The organism is Streptomyces anthophorae, from assembly GCF_049310305.1.
GTDB lineage: Bacteria > Actinomycetota > Actinomycetes > Streptomycetales > Streptomycetaceae > Streptomyces.
The window spans coordinates 2,743,865-2,762,491 of the sequence record NZ_JBLWQQ010000001.1; the positions used below are offsets into that span (position 1 = coordinate 2,743,865).

At 69.5% G+C, this 18,627-nt stretch carries 12 protein-coding genes; 2 read left to right on the forward strand and 10 right to left on the reverse strand.

Annotated elements, in window-relative coordinates; translation table 11 throughout:
* The first annotated feature begins 58 nt into the window (after positions 1–58).
* Positions 59–835, forward strand: coding sequence for an SDR family NAD(P)-dependent oxidoreductase (locus tag ACNYS0_RS12195; protein ID WP_422473176.1), 777 nt, complete (start codon positions 59–61; stop codon positions 833–835).
* On the opposite strand, the gene ACNYS0_RS12200 is transcribed toward ACNYS0_RS12195, so the two are convergent.
* From ACNYS0_RS12200 to ACNYS0_RS12245, 10 genes are all read right to left on the reverse strand, one after another.
* Positions 783–1,118 (reverse strand): hypothetical protein, encoded by a 336-nt coding sequence (locus tag ACNYS0_RS12200; protein ID WP_422473178.1) that lies wholly within the window; start codon positions 1,116–1,118, stop codon positions 783–785. The two genes, ACNYS0_RS12195 and ACNYS0_RS12200, sit on opposite strands and share 53 nt — an antisense overlap.
* Before the next feature lie 93 nt (positions 1,119–1,211).
* Positions 1,212–1,685: a Dps family protein gene (locus tag ACNYS0_RS12205; RefSeq protein ID WP_422473180.1), complete on the reverse strand. Its 474-nt coding sequence runs from the start codon at positions 1,683–1,685 to the stop codon at positions 1,212–1,214.
* Positions 1,686–1,860: 175 nt separating this feature from the next.
* Positions 1,861–2,241, reverse strand: coding sequence for a helix-turn-helix domain-containing protein (locus ACNYS0_RS12210; protein WP_422473182.1), 381 nt, complete (start codon positions 2,239–2,241; stop codon positions 1,861–1,863).
* 109 nt (positions 2,242–2,350) lie between these two features.
* Positions 2,351–2,920, reverse strand: coding sequence for a CinA family protein (locus ACNYS0_RS12215; RefSeq protein WP_422473183.1), 570 nt, complete (start codon positions 2,918–2,920; stop codon positions 2,351–2,353).
* Positions 2,917–3,597, reverse strand: coding sequence for a CDP-diacylglycerol--glycerol-3-phosphate 3-phosphatidyltransferase (gene pgsA, locus ACNYS0_RS12220; protein WP_422473185.1), 681 nt, complete (start codon positions 3,595–3,597; stop codon positions 2,917–2,919). Before pgsA ends, ACNYS0_RS12215 begins: the two co-directional genes overlap by 4 nt.
* Positions 3,594–5,066, reverse strand: coding sequence for a 30S ribosomal protein S12 methylthiotransferase RimO (gene rimO / locus ACNYS0_RS12225; RefSeq protein WP_422473187.1), 1,473 nt, complete (start codon positions 5,064–5,066; stop codon positions 3,594–3,596). The genes pgsA and rimO overlap by 4 nt, the downstream gene beginning before the upstream one ends.
* Positions 5,067–5,132: 66 nt before the next feature.
* Positions 5,133–5,987, reverse strand: a complete 855-nt coding sequence (locus ACNYS0_RS12230; RefSeq protein WP_422411673.1) for a helix-turn-helix domain-containing protein — start codon at positions 5,985–5,987, stop codon at positions 5,133–5,135.
* A gap of 217 nt (positions 5,988–6,204) precedes the next feature.
* Positions 6,205–8,964 carry a DNA translocase FtsK gene (locus ACNYS0_RS12235; protein WP_422473189.1) on the reverse strand — a complete coding sequence of 920 codons (2,760 nt, stop codon included), beginning with the start codon at positions 8,962–8,964 and terminating at the stop codon, positions 6,205–6,207.
* Between the two features lie 138 nt (positions 8,965–9,102).
* Entirely contained in the window at positions 9,103–9,783 is a 681-nt protein-coding gene (locus tag ACNYS0_RS12240; RefSeq protein WP_385769324.1) for a response regulator, read from the reverse strand.
* Between the two features lie 274 nt (positions 9,784–10,057).
* Positions 10,058–15,616 carry a HAMP domain-containing protein gene (locus ACNYS0_RS12245; RefSeq protein ID WP_422473191.1) on the reverse strand — a complete coding sequence of 1,853 codons (5,559 nt, stop codon included), beginning with the start codon at positions 15,614–15,616 and terminating at the stop codon, positions 10,058–10,060.
* Positions 15,617–15,994: 378 nt separating this feature from the next.
* Here ACNYS0_RS12245 and ACNYS0_RS12250 point away from each other — a divergent pair, with 378 nt between their 5' ends.
* Positions 15,995–18,616: a SpoIIE family protein phosphatase gene (locus ACNYS0_RS12250; RefSeq protein WP_422473193.1), complete on the forward strand. Its 2,622-nt coding sequence runs from the start codon at positions 15,995–15,997 to the stop codon at positions 18,614–18,616.
* The last annotated feature ends 11 nt before the right edge of the window (positions 18,617–18,627 follow it).

Here is an 18,627-nt window from a genome sequence, read left to right on the forward strand (position 1 = left end):
AAATACAACCCCCGCACGACAATTGACGCTCCGTCAGAAAACCTCGTACGGTCCCAGCATGCCCGTCACCGCGTACGACCTCACCGGACGCACCGCTTTCGTCACCGGCGCGGCGAGCGGCATCGGCCGCGCGTCGGCGACGCTCCTCGCGCAGGCGGGAGCCGCCGTCCACTGCGCCGACCGCGACGCACAGGGCCTGCACGAGACGGCGGCCCTCATCAAGGAGAGCGGCGGCACGGCCCACACCCACACCGTCGACGTGTCCGACCACACCCAGATCGCGGAGGCCGTCGCGACGGCGGCGACCACCTCCGGCGGCCTCGACATCATGGCCGCCATCGCCGGAGTCATGCACAACAGCCCGGTCCTGGAGACCCGCGAGGAGGACCTGGACCGCGTCCTCGCCATCAACTTCAAGGGCGTTCTGTACGCGTGCCAGGAGGCGGCCCGCACCATGATCGCGGCCGGTACCCGCGGCAGCATCGTCACCATGGCCTCCGGCGCGGTCGACACCGGCGGCCCCGGGCTGCTCTGCTACGGCGCGGCGAAGGCCGCCGTCGTCCAGCTCACGAAGACGCTGGCCACGGAGGTCGGCCCGCACGGCATCCGCGTCAACGCGGTGGCGCCGGGCTGGATCCGTACGCCGATGACGACCCGCCACGACGAGAGCGCGCAGGCCCACACCGAAGCCCTGATGGTGCGCATGTCACCGCTCGGCCGGGTCGGCGAGGCGGAGGACATCGCGCACGCGGTGCTGCACCTCGCCTCGGACGCCGCGTCGTTCACGACGGGCCAGATCCTCCGCCCGAACGGAGGCGTCGCCATGCCCTGGTGACCTCCCGCCGCACTCCGCCCGCGACCTCACGCCCGGCGTGCACGGCCCGCGTACGCACGCGCCGCGCGCCGTGCCGTCCGGGCGCTCCCGCCACACCGGCCGCCCGGGACTTCGGCAGCGCGTGCACGGGCAGCAGGCTCAGCCCCCAGCCCCCGGCGACGAGCGCCCCTTCGAACACTCCGGCGCCCGGCGCGAAGGCGAGCCGCAGCGCGCCCCACCACCACAGCGCCCCGCACACGACCGCCGGCACCCACCGGAGCGCCCGCCACCCAGCCCATGCCACCGACCGCTCACCTCCGCCCGACGACCTCCGGGACCACGACCACAGTCAATCTGCCCCGGGGCGCCGGGACGGACTCTCGGGCAGTTCCCGGTCTCAGCCCCGGTTCTCCGCCTGGAACATCCAGTGGTGCTTCTCCAGGTCCGCCGTGATCCCGATGAAGATGTCCTGGCTGACGGGATCCGCCTCGCCGGTCGCGTCCACCCGCGCGCGCATCCGCGCGATCACCGCGCCGAGCGCGTCCACGAGCGTCCCCACCGCGTCCGTGTCCTTCACCCAGCCGTCAGGGGCCACCCCGACGCCGCTGGTGTCCGCCACCGTCTTCGCTCGGCCGTCCGGCGGGACGCCCAGCGTCGAGGCCCGCTCGGCCACCGTGTCGGAGTGCTGCCGGGCGGTGTCCACGACCTCGTCGAGCTGAAGGTGCACCGACCGGAACCGGGGACCGACCACGTTCCAGTGCACCTGCTTCGCCACGAGGGACAGGTCCACCAGGTCGACGAGGGCACCCTGCAACGCCTCGCCCACGGTCTTCAGATCGGCATCGGTCAGCGGACTCTTCACGACGTACATACGTCACCTCCGTATCGAAATCACCCTCAACCATGGCACACATGGCCTATTACGGGCATATCGAGCACGGCCCTCACCGGCGCACCCCGAAGCGCACAGCAGAAAGCCCCGGCCGATCCTCTCGGCCGGGGCTTTCCCCATGGTCAAGCTGGGCTCAGAGCACTGAGCGCAGGCGCTACGCCGCTACGACGTCCACAGCCTCCGCAGGCGCCTTGATCGTCACGCGTTCCGGCGGGACACCGGCCACGGAGACGGAATTGAGCATCGGACGAACCGGTGCGTGCACCGGCTCCGACGGGACCGCTGCTGCCGACTCGGCCAGCTCGGCGAGGGCGAGCTCATCGCTCACCTCGCGCATCAGCTCGGACATCCGTACGTCAAGCGCGTCGCAGATCGCGGAGAGCAGCTCGGAGGAAGCCTCCTTCTGCCCCCGCTCCACCTCGGAGAGATAGCCGAGCGAAACTCGGGCGGACGAGGAGACTTCGCGCAGAGTACGGCCCTGGCGCTGGCGCTGCCGACGCAGCACGTCACCCAGCAGGCGACGGAGCAGAATCATCGGTGGCTCCCTCCTCGGACCGCGTAGCCGCATCCTTCACGCCCCACCGTACCGCCTCGTGCCGCGGCCGTGCGGGGAGCGATGTCGTGTTCACTCAGGGCTGCAAACATCAAAACCCCCCGTTCTGTTCCGTATCCTGTGCCCGCGCTTTCCCAGTACGTTCGCCGGAATGCGCTCCGACCAGCTCTTCGACGAGCAGTCCGAGTACGCTCCGTACACTCTCCATACGGATTTCCGTCCGATCGCCGTTCAATCGCAGAGCGGCCACTTTGTGGCTACCAGCGAAATCGGCCGCACCCTGGGAATGATCAGCTCCGGGCCCCGCCACCGCCACATAGACGGTGCCGACCGGCTGTCCGTCCTGCGGCTCGGGCCCCGCTACGCCGGTCGTGGCGACACCCCACTCCGCACCCAGCGCGTCCCGCACGCCGACCGCCATGGCCAGCGCGACCTCGGGGTGCACCGGCCCGTGCGCGGCGAGCAGATCGGCGTCGACGCCGAGCACCCGGTGCTTGAGTTCCGTCGCGTACGCCGTGACCGAGCCGCGGAAGGCCTGGGAGGCCCCCGGCACCGCCACGAGCTCCGCGGCCACCAGACCCCCGGTGAGCGACTCCGCGACGGCGAGGGTCTCCCCCCGCTCCGTCAACAGGCGCAGCGCCTCGACCGCCTCGTACGTCACTTCTCGGCAGCCTCCGCGGACGCCTGTGCGGCAGCCTTCGACTCGGCGAGCCCGGCGCGGCGCAGCACGACGGCCTGCCGCACGTAGTCGAGCCCGGTCACCACCGTGAGCGCGACGGCGGCCGCCATCACCCACCAGCGCAGCGTCGCGAGCGGCCCGGTCAGCGCGAGGATGTACATGCCGACGGCCGTGCCCTGCGTCAGCGTCTTTATCTTGCCGCCGCGGCTGGCCGGAATGACCCCGTACCGAATGACGACGAATCGCAGCAGCGTGATCCCGAGCTCGCGCCCGAGAATGACGCCGGTCACCCACCAGGGGAGATCACCGAGCGAGGAGAGGCAGATCAGCGCGGCGCCCATGATCGCTTTGTCGGCGATCGGGTCGGCGATCTTTCCGAAATCGGTGACCAAGTTGTACGAACGCGCCAGATGCCCGTCAAAAACATCCGTGATCATGGCAACGGCGAAAGCCGCCCACGCCCAGGCCCGCCACGCCGGGTCGTACCCGCCGTCGGCCAGCATGAGCGCCACGAAGCCCGGCACCAGGAGGAGCCGGATCATGGTCAGGATGTTCGCGATGTTCCACAGGCTCGCCTGGTTGACGGCCGCAGTACCCAGCTTGCTTCCGGGCGACGGCCTGCCGGTGCCGCCCGCAGCGGACGCCGGGACTCCGGTCATCTGTCCGCCTCCTCAGCGATCTCCAGCGGCTCGGCCACGAGGTCGACACCTTCGGTACCGACCACCTTTGCTTCGACCATACGGCCGATCGCCAGACCGGCGCCGCTCGTGAGGCGCACCTGCCCGTCGGTCTCGGGCGCCTGGTGGGCACCGCGACCGAGGACACCGTCCTCCTCGTCGACGGACTCGACGAGCACCCGCACGGTCTCGCCCACGCGCTCCTCGGCGCGCTGCGACACCAGCTGCTCGGCGAGCCGGGACAGACGCGCGAGACGCTGCGCGACGACGTCCTCGTCGAGCTTGTTCTCGTACGTCGCCGCTTCCGTGCCCTCCTCGTCGGAGTAGCCGAAGACGCCGATGGCGTCCAGGCGCGCGCCGTTCAGGAAGCGCTCCAGCTCCGCGTAGTCGGCCTCGGTCTCGCCGGGGAAGCCCACGATGAAGTTCGACCGGACACCGGCCTGCGGCGCCTTGGTCCGAATGGTGTCGAGCAGCTCCAGGAAGCGGTCGGTGTCACCGAAGCGCCGCATCGCACGCAGCACACCGGGCGCCGAGTGCTGGAAGGAGAGGTCGAAGTACGGGGCGATCTTCTCGGTCCCCGTCAGCACGTCGATCAGGCCGGGACGCATCTCGGCGGGCTGGAGGTAGCTGACCCGCACCCGCTCGATCCCGTCGACATCGGCCAGCTCGGGCAGCAGCGACTCCAGGAGCCGGATGTCGCCCAGGTCCTTGCCGTACGACGTGTTGTTCTCGGAGACCAGCATGATCTCCTTGACGCCCTGCTCTGCGAGCCAGCGCGTCTCGTTCAGTACGTCGCTGGGGCGGCGCGAGATGAACGAACCGCGGAACGACGGGATGGCGCAGAACGAGCAACGCCGGTCGCACCCGGACGCCAGCTTCACGGACGCCACAGGGGTGCCGCCGAGCCGGCGCCGCAGCGGGGCACGCGGCCCGGACGCGGGCGCGAGGCCCTCGGGCAGGTCGACAGGGGGCTCCACCGGCGCGTGCCCCGGCAGCGCGATCCCGGAGCCCGCCTCCTGGCGCTCGGCAGGGCTGATCGGCAGCAGCTTGCGGCGGTCACGCGGGGCGTGCGCCTCCACGTTGCCCCCGGACAGAATGGTCTGGAGGCGGCCGGAGATGTCCTCGTAGTCGTCGAAACCGAGCACGCCGTCGGCCTCGGGCAGCGCCTCGGCGAGCTCCTTGCCGTAGCGCTCGGCCATGCAGCCGACCGCTACCACCGCCCGCGTCCGGCCATGACCCTTGAGGTCATTGGCTTCGAGGAGGGCGTCGACGGAGTCCTTCTTCGCGGCCTCCACGAAGCCACAGGTGTTCACGACGGCGACATCGGCTGCGTCGGCATCCTCGACGAGCTCCCAGCCGTCCGCCTCCAAGCGGCCTGCGAGCTCCTCCGAGTCCACCTCGTTACGGGCGCAGCCAAGGGTGACAAGTGCGACGGTACGGCGTTCGGGCATGGCATCAAGACTACTTCGTCCCACTGACAGCCCACGCCGCGAGGGGTTACCGCCGGAACGCCGGGCTCAGCCGACCTCGGGGTCACCCTTCGTGTACGACAGCCGCTCGACCTGGCCGGACCTGAACTCGTCCTCGATCTGCTTGCCGTTCACGAACAGCTTGATCGCGCCCGCGTCACCGAGGACGAGGTCGATCTTCTGGTTGTCCTGGAAGGTCTTCGTCTGGCCGTCCTGCAACAGCCCGTCGAACATGATCCGCCCGTTGTGGTCCTTGGCGGAGATCCAGCTGCGACCGTCCGACGCGTTCACCTTCACGGTGACCTTGTCCGCCGGGGCCGCGGCGATGGCGCTGTCGGTCGGGTCCGGCTTCGGGTCCGTGGGCTTCTTGGTGCTGGGGCTCGGCTTCGTGGTCGTGGGCTTGCTGGTCGCCGGGGTGGACCCCTCGGCGGCCTGCTGCTGGCCGCCGTCGCTGTCGCCGCCGCTGAAGGCGGTGTAGCCGACGAAGGCGACGACCGCGACGATCGCGGCGACCATGGCGGCCGTCCAGTTGGGCCTGCGCGGCTCGGAGCGGATCCGCTCGGTCTCGAACAGCGGCGTGGCCGGCGTCGGCGCGGGGCGTCCGCCGTGCTCGTCGCCGTACTGCTCGAGCAGCGGCTCGGCGTCGAGACCCACGGCACGCGCGAGCGTACGGATGTGGCCCCGTGCGTACACGTCACCGCCGCAGCGCGAGAAATCGTCCTGCTCGATGGCCTGCACGATGGGGATGCGCACCCGGGTCGACTGGCTGACCTCGTCGACGGACAGACCCGCGTCGACGCGTGCCTGCTGGAGGGCACGACCGATCGACGGCCGGTCGTCGTCCGCGTGCGGGATGCGGTCTTCCGAAGGGCGGTCGTCTTCAGGGGAGTTGCCGATGGACACGGGGGCGCCTTTCGAGCGTGTAGCCACCTGCTGGAGGTTCAGTGTAGGGGGGGTGTGAATGGGTGAGGCAACCGGGCGGTCGGACTTTGTACGCCATCGGAATGGCCTGCCATCCCGCCGGCGACGTACCAGGCTGTCTCCCCCTCAACTTGACGCAGCCGATGAGGAAACGGTTGCCCCGGTGCCCGTACGGGTGACGTCGTTCGAGGGGATCACCTTACGGTTGAGCCTCCCCGCGGATCACCGCGAGCACTCCCTCCAGTTCATCGGCTTTCACAAGTACGTCACGAGCCTTCGAACCTTCACTTGGTCCGACGATGCTCCTCGACTCCATCAAGTCCATGAGGCGCCCGGCCTTGGCGAAGCCCACGCGCAGCTTGCGCTGAAGCATGGAGGTCGAGCCGAACTGCGTGGAGACGACCAGCTCCGTGGCCGAGCACAGCAGGTCCAGGTCGTCGCCGATGTCCTCGTCGATCTCCTTCTTCTGCTTGGTGCCCACCGTGACGTCGTCCCTGAAGACGGGCGCCATCTGGTCCTTGCAGTGCTGCACGATGGCGTGGATCTCGTCCTCTATGACGAAAGCGCCCTGCATACGGGTCGGCTTGTTCGCCCCCATGGGCAGGAACAGGCCGTCGCCCTTGCCGATGAGCTTCTCGGCGCCCGGCTGGTCGAGGATGACGCGGCTGTCGGCGAGCGAGGAGGTGGCGAAGGCGAGCCGTGAGGGCACGTTCGCCTTGATGAGGCCGGTGACGACGTCGACCGACGGACGCTGCGTGGCGAGGACCAGGTGGATACCGGCGGCGCGCGCGAGCTGGGTGATCCGGACGATGGAGTCCTCGACGTCCCGCGGCGCGACCATCATGAGGTCGGCGAGCTCATCGACGATCACCAGCAGATACGGGTACGCCTTCAGCTCCCGCTCACTGCCCTCGGGCGTGGTGAGCTTGCCGTCCTTGACGGCCTGGTTGAAGTCGTCGATGTGCCGGTAGCCGAAGGCCGCGAGGTCGTCGTAGCGCAGATCCATCTCCCGCACGACCCACTGAAGTGCCTCGGCGGCCTTCTTGGGGTTGGTGATGATCGGCGTGATGAGGTGCGGGATCCCCTCGTACGCGGTCAGCTCCACGCGCTTGGGGTCGACGAGGACCATCCGGACGTCCTCGGGGGTCGCCCGCATCATGATCGAGGTGATCAGGCAGTTGATGCACGAGGACTTGCCGGAACCGGTGGCACCGGCGACCAGGATGTGCGGCATCTTCGCCATGTTGGCCATCACGTAGCCGCCCTCGACGTCCTTGCCGAGCGCGACCAGCATCGGGTGCTCGTCCTCTGCGGCGTCCGCCAGGCGCAGCACGTCGCCGACGTTGACCATCTCGCGGTCCGTGTTCGGGATCTCGATGCCGACCGCGGACTTGCCGGGGATCGGCGAGATGATCCGGACGTCAGGCGACGCGACGGCGTAGGCGATGTTCTTCGCCAGGGCCGTGATCTTCTCGACCTTCACGGCGGGGCCGAGCTCGATCTCGTACCGCGTGACCGTGGGGCCGCGCGTGAAGCCCGTGACGCCCGCGTCGACCTTGAACTCGGTGAAGACGGTCTGGAGCGACTCGACGACGGCGTCGTTGGCGGCGCTGCGCGACTTTCCGGGGCCACCGCGGGTGAGCAGGTCGAGGGAGGGCAGCGCGTACGTGATGTCGCCGGCGAGCTGGAGCTGCTCGGCGCGCGGCGGCATGTCGCCCCTCGCCTCGGGTGCGGACTTGGTGAGGTCCGGCACGCCGAGGGACGTGGGCGTCGGCTCAGGCTCCTTCTTGACGCCCGCGGGGGTCTTCTTGGACCTGGCCCCCGGCACGGGCGCCGAACGGTCCTCTGTGGACGTCTCACCGCTGTTCTCGCCGGTGCCCTCGCCCGAGACGCCCTGCGTGAGATCCGCGACGAGCGGCGACGGCGGCATGCCGTGCAGCACGGCCCCGTCGAGCGCGGCGGCGGCCGCCGCGGCCACGTCGACCGCGTCCATCGGCCGCTCCATCGCGGGCTGCACCGACCGCCGCGACTTGCGCCGCTTGGCGAACGCCTCCTCCTCGGCCCGGTCCGGGTCGTACGACTCCGGGGCCGCGGCGCGCTTGCGCGAGCGCACGGGCGTGGCCTCGCGCCATTCGTCGTCGTACTCGTCCGGGGCCGCGTCGGCCAAGGACGCCTCTTCGTGCACCACGCCGAGCTTCACGCCGAGCTGGTGCAGACGCTCCGGGATGGCGTTGACGGGCGTCGCGGTCACCACGAGCAGCCCGAAGACGGTCAGCAGGACCAGCAGCGGGACCGCGAGCACCTGGGTCATGGTGAAGCTCAGCGGCGTCGCGGCGGCCCAGCCGATGAGCCCGCCCGCGTCCCTTATGGCGCGCATGCCGTCCCCGCGCGCGGGTGAGCCGCACGCGATGTGGACCTGCCCGAGCACGCCGATGACGAGCGCGGAGAGGCCGATCACGATCCTCCCGTTGGCCTCGGGCTTCTCGGGGTGCCGGATGAAGCGCACGGCGATGACTCCGAGCAGGATCGGCACCAGCAGGTCGAGGCGGCCGAACGCGCCGGTCACCAGCATGTCGACGAGGTCGCCGACCGGGCCCTGGAGGTTGGACCAGGTACCGGCCGCGCAGATCAGCCCGATCCCGAGCAGCAGCAGCGCGAGCCCGTCCTTGCGGTGCGCCGGGTCGAGCCCCTTCGCGCCACGCCCTATGCCCCGGAACATCGCCCCCACACTGTGCGCGAGGCCGAGCCAGAGGGCCCGGACGAGCTTGTAGAGGCCCCCGGTCGGATTGGGTGCCTGCTTGGGTGCAGGCTTCTTCGCCGGGGCCTTCCTGGCGGGTGCCTTCTTGGCCGCGGTCTTTTTCGCGGGGGCCTTTTTGGCAGCGGCCTTCTTCGCCGGAGCCTTGGTCGGCGCCGCCGTCTTCTTCGCGGGCGTCTTCTTGGCTGCGGGACGTGAGGCCATGGGTCTGAGGTTACCGGGGGAGCCGACCTTGGACACGTGTGCCTACCGCTTCACCCGATCGTGTCGCGGACTGACGGGGTGAAAACTGACGTGCGCTCAAAGCCCGAGCGGCCGCCCCCGGTTCCGGGGGCGGTCGTCTCAGTTCTGGGAGGGCAACGAGGGCGCTCCGCTCCCCGTCCCGGGCTCCAGGGCGTCAAGTGCCCTGCGCAGCCCCGTGAGTTTGCGCTCCAGGTGGGCGGCCGTGGCCACCGCCGCCGCGTCCGCGGACTCGTCGTCCAGCTGCTTCGACAGCGCCTCGGCCTGCTCCTCGACCGCGGCGAGCCGCGCCGACAGCTCGGCGAGCAGCCCCGCGGGCTCCTTGGCGTCCCCGACGGCCTTGCCGCCGCCCTCCAGCTGGAGCCGCAGCAGCGCCGCCTGCTCCCGGAGCTGGCAGTTCTTCATGTACAGCTCGACGAACACCGACACCTTGGCGCGCAGCACCCAGGGGTCGAACGGCTTGGAGATGTAGTCGACCGCCCCCGCCGCGTAGCCACGGAACGTGTGATGCGGTCCGTGGTTGATCGCGGTGAGGAAGATGATCGGGATGTCCCGTGTCCGCTCGCGGCGCTTGATGTGCGCCGCGGTTTCGAAACCGTCCATTCCCGGCATCTGAACGTCCAGCAGAATGACCGCGAAATCGTCCGTGAGCAGCGCCTTCAGCGCTTCCTCCCCGGACGATGCCCGTACCAGTGTCTGATCGAGCGCGGAGAGGATGGCCTCCAGCGCCAGCAGATTCTCCGGCCGGTCATCGACCAGGAGGATCTTGGCCTTCTGCACCATGGCCCGCCCTCCTCGCCCCGGCATGGGGCCGCCCCTGTCCGCAGGACTCGGGGAGGCTCCTTTCGCCACCCCAGGGGACGACTCCCTTGCGTCGTCCGTCCTTGTGCCGGTCATGGTAGCCGCACCCCGCCTGTCGCCACACCCTGTCACCGCGATGTCACCGTGCACGTAGCAGAAACGCGGTGGGAGACCAGAAGGTTCCCCGAATCCCGCGTCTCTACACGGCTTCGACCACACTCAGTCAGCAACTCATCCTGAACATTCCGGTTTCCGGTCACTCACCATGCATCCACCGCTCCATCACAGAGAGCAGATGATCCGGATCGACCGGCTTCGTAACGTAGTCGGAAGCGCCCGACTCGATGGCCTTCTCCCGGTCGCCCTTCATCGCCTTCGCGGTGAGCGCGATGATCGGCAGCCCGGCGAACTGCGGCATCCTTCGGATCGCCGTCGTCGTCGCGTAGCCGTCCATCTCCGGCATCATGATGTCCATCAGCACGACTGTCACATCGTCGTGCTGTTCGAGCACCTCGATGCCCTCGCGCCCGTTCTCCGCGTACAGGACCGAGAGGCCCTGCTGTTCCAGGACGCTGGTGAGCGCGAACACGTTGCGGATGTCGTCGTCGACGATGAGCACCTTCTCGCCGGCGAACAGCAGCCCGTGCCGGGGCGTGGGCGTGCTCTTCTCGGCCGCGCCCGTCGCGCCCGACATGCCGCCGCCGTCCCAGTGCTCCTCCGCGCGCTCCTGAGCGGGCAGCGGCTGGGCCTGCGTCGGCCCCTGGAGCGCCGTGCGCTCGGGCTGCGCCGGGGTCGACCTGCGCCGGCGCCGGAACAGCGCCGCGGGCCCGTTCTGGGTGTCCTGGTAGGACCTCACCTCGGCCGGCGTCTCCACCTCCGCGGGCTCGGGCTCGGGCGCCGCGTCGAGGGCGAGCCGCTCCCCCGGTTCGATGGTCGGCGCGAGCTGCGCGTACCCCTGTGGCGGCAGTTCGCTCGGGTGCATCGGAAGGTACAGCGTGAAGGTAGAGCCGCGACCGGGCTCGCTCTGCGCGTGGATCTCGCCACCCAGGAGGCGGGCGATCTCGCGGCTGATGGACAGGCCGAGGCCCGTACCGCCGTACTTGCGGCTCGTCGTGCCGTCGGCCTGCTTGAACGCCTCGAAGATGACGCGCATCTTGCTGGCCGCGATGCCGATGCCGGTGTCGGTCACCGAGAAGGCGATCACGTCACCGTCCACCTCGGTCAACGAGCCGGCTTCCAGCAGCTGTTCACGGATCGCGTTCGGGACGTCGGCGCCCGCCGGCCTGATGACGAGCTCGACGGCACCGGAGTCGGTGAACTTCACCGCGTTGGAGAGCAGGTTGCGCAGCACCTGAAGGAGCCGCTGCTCGTCGGTGTGCAACGTAGTGGGCAGTTCCGGCGACACCCTTACGGAGAAGTCGAGTTGCTTCTCCGCGGTCAGCGGCCGGAACGTGGCCTCTACGTAGTCGACGAGCTGCACCAGGGCGATGCGCGTCGGGGAGACGTCCATCTTGCCCGCCTCGACCTTCGACAGGTCCAGGATGTCGTTGATCAGCTGGAGCAGGTCGGAGCCCGCTCCGTGGATCGTCTCGGCGAACTCGACCTGCTTCGGGGTGAGGTTCGCGTCGGCGTTGTCGGCCAGCAACTTGGCAAGGATGAGCAGCGAGTTGAGCGGCGTGCGCAGCTCGTGCGACATGTTGGCGAGGAACTCGCTCTTGTAGCGCATCGAGACGGCGAGCTGCTCGGCACGCTCCTCCAGGACCTGCCGCGCGTCCTCGATCTCGGTGTTCTTCACCTCGATGTCACGGTTCTGCTGGGCGAGCAGTTCGGCCTTCTCCTCCAGCTCGGCGTTGGACGCCTGGAGGGCCTTCTGTCGGTTCTCCAGCTCGGCGGAACGCTCACGGAGCTGCTCGGTCAGCTCCTGCGACTGCCTCAGCAGGACCTCCGTCTTCGTATTGACGGAGATCGTGTTGACGCTGGTCGCGATCATCTCGGCGATCTGGTTCAGGAAGTCCTTTTGGATCTGCGTGAACGGCGTGAACGACGCCAGCTCGATCACACCGAGCACGGTGTCCTCGAACAGTACGGGGATCACGATGACCTGCGCCGGCGGCGCCTCACCGAGCCCGGAGGCGATCTTCAGGTAGCCGCTGGGCGCGTTGTCCACAAGGATCGTGCGCCGCTCCTGCGCGGCCGTCCCGATGAGCGTCTCGCCGGGCCGGAACGCGGTCGGCATGGAGCCCATGGAGTAGCCGTAGCTCCCGCACATGCGCAGCTCGTACGCGTCCTCGTCGGCGACCGTCGCGTCGGCGCTGTCGTCCAGCGGCAGCGCCAGGAAGAACGCGCCGTGCTGCGCCGACACCACGGGCGTCAGCTCGCTCATGATGAGCCCCGCGACGTCGTCGAGGTCGCGGCGGCCCTGCATCAGGCCCGAGATACGGGCCAGGTTGCCCTTGAGCCAGTCCTGCTCCTCGTTGGCGATCGTGGTGTCGCGCAGGTTCGAGATCATCTTGTTGATGTTGTCCTGGAGGACCTGGATCTCGCCCGCGGCGTCGACGTCGATCTTGAGGTTGAGGTCGCCGCGGGTCACCGCGGTGGCGACGGCCGCGATGGCGCGCACCTGACGGGTCAGGTTCCCGGCCATCTCGTTCACCGACTCGGTGAGGTCGCGCCAGGTGCCGTCGACGTCACGCACGCGTGCCTGGCCGCCCAGCTGCCCCTCGGTGCCCACCTCGCGGGCCACCCGGGTCACCTGCTCGGCGAAGGACGACAGCTGGTCGACCATCGTGTTGATCGTGGTCTTCAGCTCGAGGATCTCGCCGCGCGCGTCGATGTCGATCTTCTTGGTCAGGTCGCCCTTGGCGATGGCGGTCGTGACCATCGCGATGTTGCGCACCTGTCCGGTCAGGTTCGAGGCCATGCCGTTCACGGACTCGGTCAGGTCCTTCCACGTACCGGACACTCCGGGTACGCGGGCCTGGCCGCCGAGGATGCCGTCCGTGCCCACCTCGCGGGCCACCTTGGTGACCTGGTCGGCGAACGAACTCAGGGTCCGCACCATCGTGTTGAACGTGTCGGCGAGCTGCGCGACCTCGCCGCGCGCCTCGATGGTGACCTGACGGGTCAGGTCACCGTTGGCCACCGCGTTGGCGACCTGGGAGATGTTGCGCACCTGCATGGTCAGGTTGTTGGCCATCAGGTTGACGTTGTCGCTCAGGTCCTTCCAGATGCCGGTGACGCCCGGAACCCGCGCCTGGCCGCCGAGTTGGCCCTCGGTGCCCACCTCACGGGCCACCCGGGTCACCTGCTCGGCGAACGACGACAGCTGGTCCACCATCGTGTTCACCGTGGTGACGAGTTCGAGGATCTCGCCCTTGGCGTCGACGGTGATCTTCTTGGAGAGGTCGCCGCGCGCCACGGCCGTGGTCACCTCGGCGATGTTGCGCACCTGAAGCGTCAGGTTGTTGGCCATGCCGTTCACGGACTGCGTCAGGTCCTTCCACGTACCCGACACACCCTGCACCTCGGCCTGTCCGCCGAGGATGCCGTCCGTGCCCACCTCGCGGGACACCCGCGTCACCTGCTCGGCGAAGGCCGACAGCTGGTCCACCATCGTGTTGAGGGTGTTCTTCAGCTCCAGGATCTCGCCGCGCGCGTCCACGTCGATCTTCTGCGACAGGTCACCGCGCGCCACCGCCGTGGCGACCTGCGCGATGTTGCGCACCTGGGCCGTGAGGTTTCCGGCCATGCCGTTCACGGAATCCGTCAGATCGCGCCACACCCCGGCGACGCCGGGCACCTGCGCCTGGCCGCCCAGGCGGCCCTCGGTGCCCACCTCGCGGGCCACCCGGGTCACCTGGTCCGCGAAGGCGGAGAGCTGGTCGACCATCGTGTTGATGGTGTTCTTCAGCTCCAGGATCTCGCCGCGGGCATCCACGTCGATCTTCTGCGACAGGTCACCACGCGCCACCGCGGTCGTGACCTGAGCGATCTGCCGCACCTGCGACGTCAGGTTTCCGGCCATGAAGTTGACGGAGTCGGTCAGTTCCTTCCACGTGCCGCTCACGCCGTCCACGCGGGCCTGACCGCCGAGGCGGCCCTCCGTGCCCACGTCGCGCGCCATCCGCGTCACCTGGTCGGCGAAGCTCGACAGCTGGTCCACCATCGTGTTCACGGTGTTCTTCAGCTGGAGCATCTCGCCGGAGACGTCGACGGTGACCTTCTGCGACAGGTCGCCGTTCGCAACCGCCGTCGTCACCTGGGCGATGTTGCGCACCTGTCCGGTGAGGTTGCGGAACGCGGTGTTGACGGAGTCGGTCAGGTCCTTCCACGTACCGGCGGCGCCGGGCACGAGCGCCTGACCGCCGAGCTCACCCTCGACACCGATCTCCCGGGCCACACGCGTGACTTCGGAACCGAAGGCGGACAGCTGGTCCACCATCGTGTTCACGGTGTTCTTCAGCTCGAGCATCTCGCCCGCGACGTCGACGGTGACCTTCTGCGACAGATCACCGTTCGCCACCGCCGTCGTGACGGTCGCGATGTCCCGCACCTGAGTTGTGAGGTTTCGGAAAACCGTGTTCACCGAATCGGTGAGGTCCTTCCACGTGCCGGCGGCTCCCGGCACATTGGCCTGGCCGCCGAGCTGGCCCTCGGCACCGACCTCGTTCGCCACCCGCGTGACCTCGTCCGCGAAGGTGCGCAGGGTCTCCGTCATCTGGTTGATGGTCTCGGCCAACTGGGCGACCTCGCCGCGCGCCGACACCGTGACCTTCTGCGACAGATCACCGTTGGCGACGGCCGTGGTGACCTGCGCGATTCCACGCACCTGCGCGGTCAGGTTGCCGGCCATGAGGTTCACCGAATCGGTGAGGTCCTTCCACACCCCGGCCACACCGGGCACCTGCGCCTGGCCGCCGAGCTCACCCTCCGTGCCCACTTCCCGGGCCACACGCGTGACCTCGGAGGAGAACGACGACAGCTGGTCCACCATCGTGTTCACGGTGTTCTTCAGCTCGAGCATCTCGCCCGCGACGTGAACCGTGACCTTCCGGGACAAGTCGCCCTTGGCCACGGCGGTGGTGACGAGAGCAATGTCACGTACCTGTGCGGTCAGCCGGTACGCCATTGTGTTGACCGAATCCGTGAGGTCCTTCCACGAACCGGACATTCCGCGTACGCGCGCCTGTCCACCGAGCTTGCCCTCGGTGCCCACCTCGCTGGCCACCCGCGTGACCTCGTCGGTGAACGTGGAGAGCTGATCGACCAGGTTGTTGACCGTCCGGCCGACCTTCAGGAATTCACCGCGCAGCGGATGCCCGTGCCCCTCGGGCTTCCCCTCCGGCACCTGGGCGCGCAGCTCCATCCGGGGTGACAGATCGCCGTCCGCGACCGCGGAGAGCACCCTCCCGACCTCTGAGACGGGCCGTACGAGGTCGTCCACGAGCGCGTTGGACGCGTTGATCGCGGTGGCCCAGGAGCCCTCACAGGCGCCCGTTTCGAGCCGCTCCGTGAGCTTGCCCTCGCGCCCGACCATGCGCCGCACCCGCGACATCTCGCCCGTAAGGTGCAGATTTCGGTCGGCCACCTCGTTGAAGACGGCCGCGATCTCCGACATCACGCCGTCGCCGCTGACGGTCAGGCGCTTGCGGAAATTCCCGTCCCTCATCGCGACAAGACCTGCGAGCAGCCTGTTCAGCGCCGCGGTATCCACGGTCGTCGTGCCGCTGCCACCGCGCGTTTTGCGCTGTTTTGTCAGGGACTGTCCGCCTTCTGCGCGCGCCTTCTTGCTTCGCGTCGCTGCGCCAGACTCCACTGTGTCCCTCCCGCAGGGATCGACGTACTGCTCGGGTTGCTCGGGTGTTTCTCGGATTCGCTTCTACCGTCGCATCGACACTTCAATGCGTTCTTCTATGGAAGCTTGCCCAGTGTTTCACCATGGCTGAACCAGGCCATAACAGTTCGGCAGCTTCGCACACCGTCCGCACACCCTCCGGGCGGAAACACAGACGACCGGCATCCGCATGGACGGCGAAGGTAAGTAACCTTGCATGCGGCTGTCCACCCACCCCGGTCTGCCCGGCCTGGGCGGTGGCGGAAAACGAGCGGGCATCGGAGGGGCGGCCGAGACATGGGTACGGGAGACCTGGGCCTCGACACTCGGACATCGAGTACAACTCGTACAGGGAGTTCTGTGATCACCGCGCGCGCGGCTGCCACTTTCGAGCCGGTCGGACGCTCCGTCGCGACCGCCCGCTCCTTCGTACGCGACACCCTCCAAGGGTGGGGCCACGCGGACATCATCGACGACGCCGTCGTTCTGACCAGCGAACTCGTGACAAATGCCGTGGTCCACGCGGGCACATCCGCGGAGGTTCTGTGCCTGCGAAGTGAAGACCACGTCCGCATCGAGGTCTCCGACCGGTACCCGGAGCGCGAGATTCCATTGCAGGCGTCCGCCATGAACATGGGCAGCCCGGACCGCGAGGGCGGCCGCGGCCTCCAGCTCTGCGCCGCGCTCGCGGGCCGCTGGGGCGTCGACTATTCGGCCACGCACAAGCGGGTCTGGTTCCAACTCGACCTGCCCGAGCGCTCGGTGGGCACCCGCGCCGCCGGCCCCAACCTCCCCACCGACCTCCTCCCGCTCGCGGACGAGCGGGTCCGCGTGGCCGTCGTCCAGATCGACCGGGTCGGCGCGATCACCGGGTGGAACGAGGACGCGGAGGAGCTCTTCGGGTACGCGGCCGAGCAGGTCACAGGCAAGCCCCTCACGGACTTCGCGGCCTGGCCGCACACGCCCGGCACCAGCACGGGCATCGTCGACGCGCTCCAACTCTCGCGCTGGGAGGGCAGCTACGGCATCCGCAGCGCCAACGGCCGCGTGACGCCCGTCTACGCCTCGCACCTGCGCGTCCGCGACACGGACGGCGACCCGTCGACCGTCTGCCTCCTCGTGCGCGACCACGAGCGGGCGATCCTCCAGACCCCGCTGCGCCTCCCCTCCCCCGACTCGGCGTCGCACTCCGAGAGCCAGGGCTCCGACCCGTTCGAGGTCTTCATCGGCTCGCCGGCGCCCGACGACCTCGACGGACTGCTCCAGCGCACCGTCGAGCGCGCCCGCGACATGCTCGACGGCGACTCGGCGTTCCTCCTGCTCGCCACGGACGACGAGACGGAGCTCGAGGTCCGCGCCTCGACCGGCCTGCCCTCCGCCCGGCAGCGCTTCGCGCGCGTGCCCGTCGAGGTCGGCCCCAACCGCTACGGTTCGGCCCGCATGCCCGCCGTGCACGAGGACCTGACCCAAGTCCCGGGCGCGGTCCCCCTCTTGAACGGCACGGGCATGCGCTCGGTCGTCACGGTCCCCTTGAAGGTCGAGGGCCGCCTCACGGGCTCCCTGGGCGTCGCGGCGGAGGCCCCGGACCGCTACTCGAACGAAGAGGCGCTGCGCCTCCAATTCGCCGCCGACCGCATCGCGTTGGCCGTGGAGTCGGCCCGCCTGGGAGAGCTGGAAAAGCTCCGCCGCGGCTCACTCAGCTTCCTTGTCGAGGCCTCCGACCTTCTGGCGGGCACGCTCGACAGGGACCAGACCCTGGCGCTCATGGCCCAGATGACGGTCCCGACCCTCGCCACCTGGTGCGCGGTCTACACGATCGCCGACCAGGCCTCGGAGCCGTACCTCTCCTATGTGCTGCACGAGGACGAGGAGCGCATCGACGGCCTCAAGGCGCTCCTTTCGAAGATCGCGCCCCCGGACCCGGTCCCGACCCCGGGCGCCCGCGTCTGGGCCGCCCCGGCGGAGGCCGCCCATCAAGCAGCCCTGCGTACGTCCATGAGAAGCCTGGGCCTCGGCGAACCGGCGAGCGTCAGCTCCGGCATCGGCACGACGCTCCAGACGGCCTCGGCGGTCGGCGGCGAGACCGTCGTCCTCCCCCTCGTCGCCCGCAACCGCGTCATCGGCATGCTGACCCTCGGCAAGCCGACGGACGAGCACTTCCGCCAGGAAATCCTGGAGCTGGCCGAGGACTTGAGCCGCAGGGCCGCCCTGGCCCTCGACAACGCGCGCCTCTACTCGGAGCGCATGGCGATCAGCCAGTCCCTCCAGCGCAGCCTCCTGCCCCCGGAGCTCCCCGACGTCCCCGGCGTCGAGGTGGAGGTCATCTACCGCGCGGCCGGCGAGGGCAACGAGGTGGGCGGCGACTTCTACGACCTGTTCCCCATCCGCGACGGCGCGTACGGCTTCGCCATCGGCGACGTCTGCGGCACGGGCCCGGAGGCGGCGGCCGTCACCGGCCTGGCCCGCCACGCCCTGCGCCTGCTCGCCCGCGAGGGCTTCGGCGGCCCGGCGGTCCTGGAGCGCCTGAACGCGGCGATCCTCGACGAGGGCGCCCGCAGCCGCTTCCTGACACTGCTCTACGGGGAGTTGTGGCCGCAGGAGGACGGCTCGGCGATCGTGAAGATGGTCTGCGCCGGCCACCCGCTCCCGCTCCGCCTGCGCCAGGACGGCTCCGTCGCGCCGTACGCGGAGCCCCAGCCGCTGCTCGGCGTCATGGACGACCTGGAGCTGTACGAGCAGACGCTGACGCTCGACCCGGGCGACGTCCTGCTCTGCGTCACGGACGGCATCACCGAGCGCCGCGAGGGCAGCCGCATGCTCGGCGACGACGGCCTGGCGGACGTCCTCTCCACCTGTACGGGCCTCACTGCCGGGGCTGTTGCCGCCCGCATCATGCGCGCGGTGGAGCGCTTCGCCGCTGACGCCCCGTCGGACGACATGGCGATCCTCGCGATGCGCGTCCCGGGCCTGCACCACGACTGACAGGCCCGGGG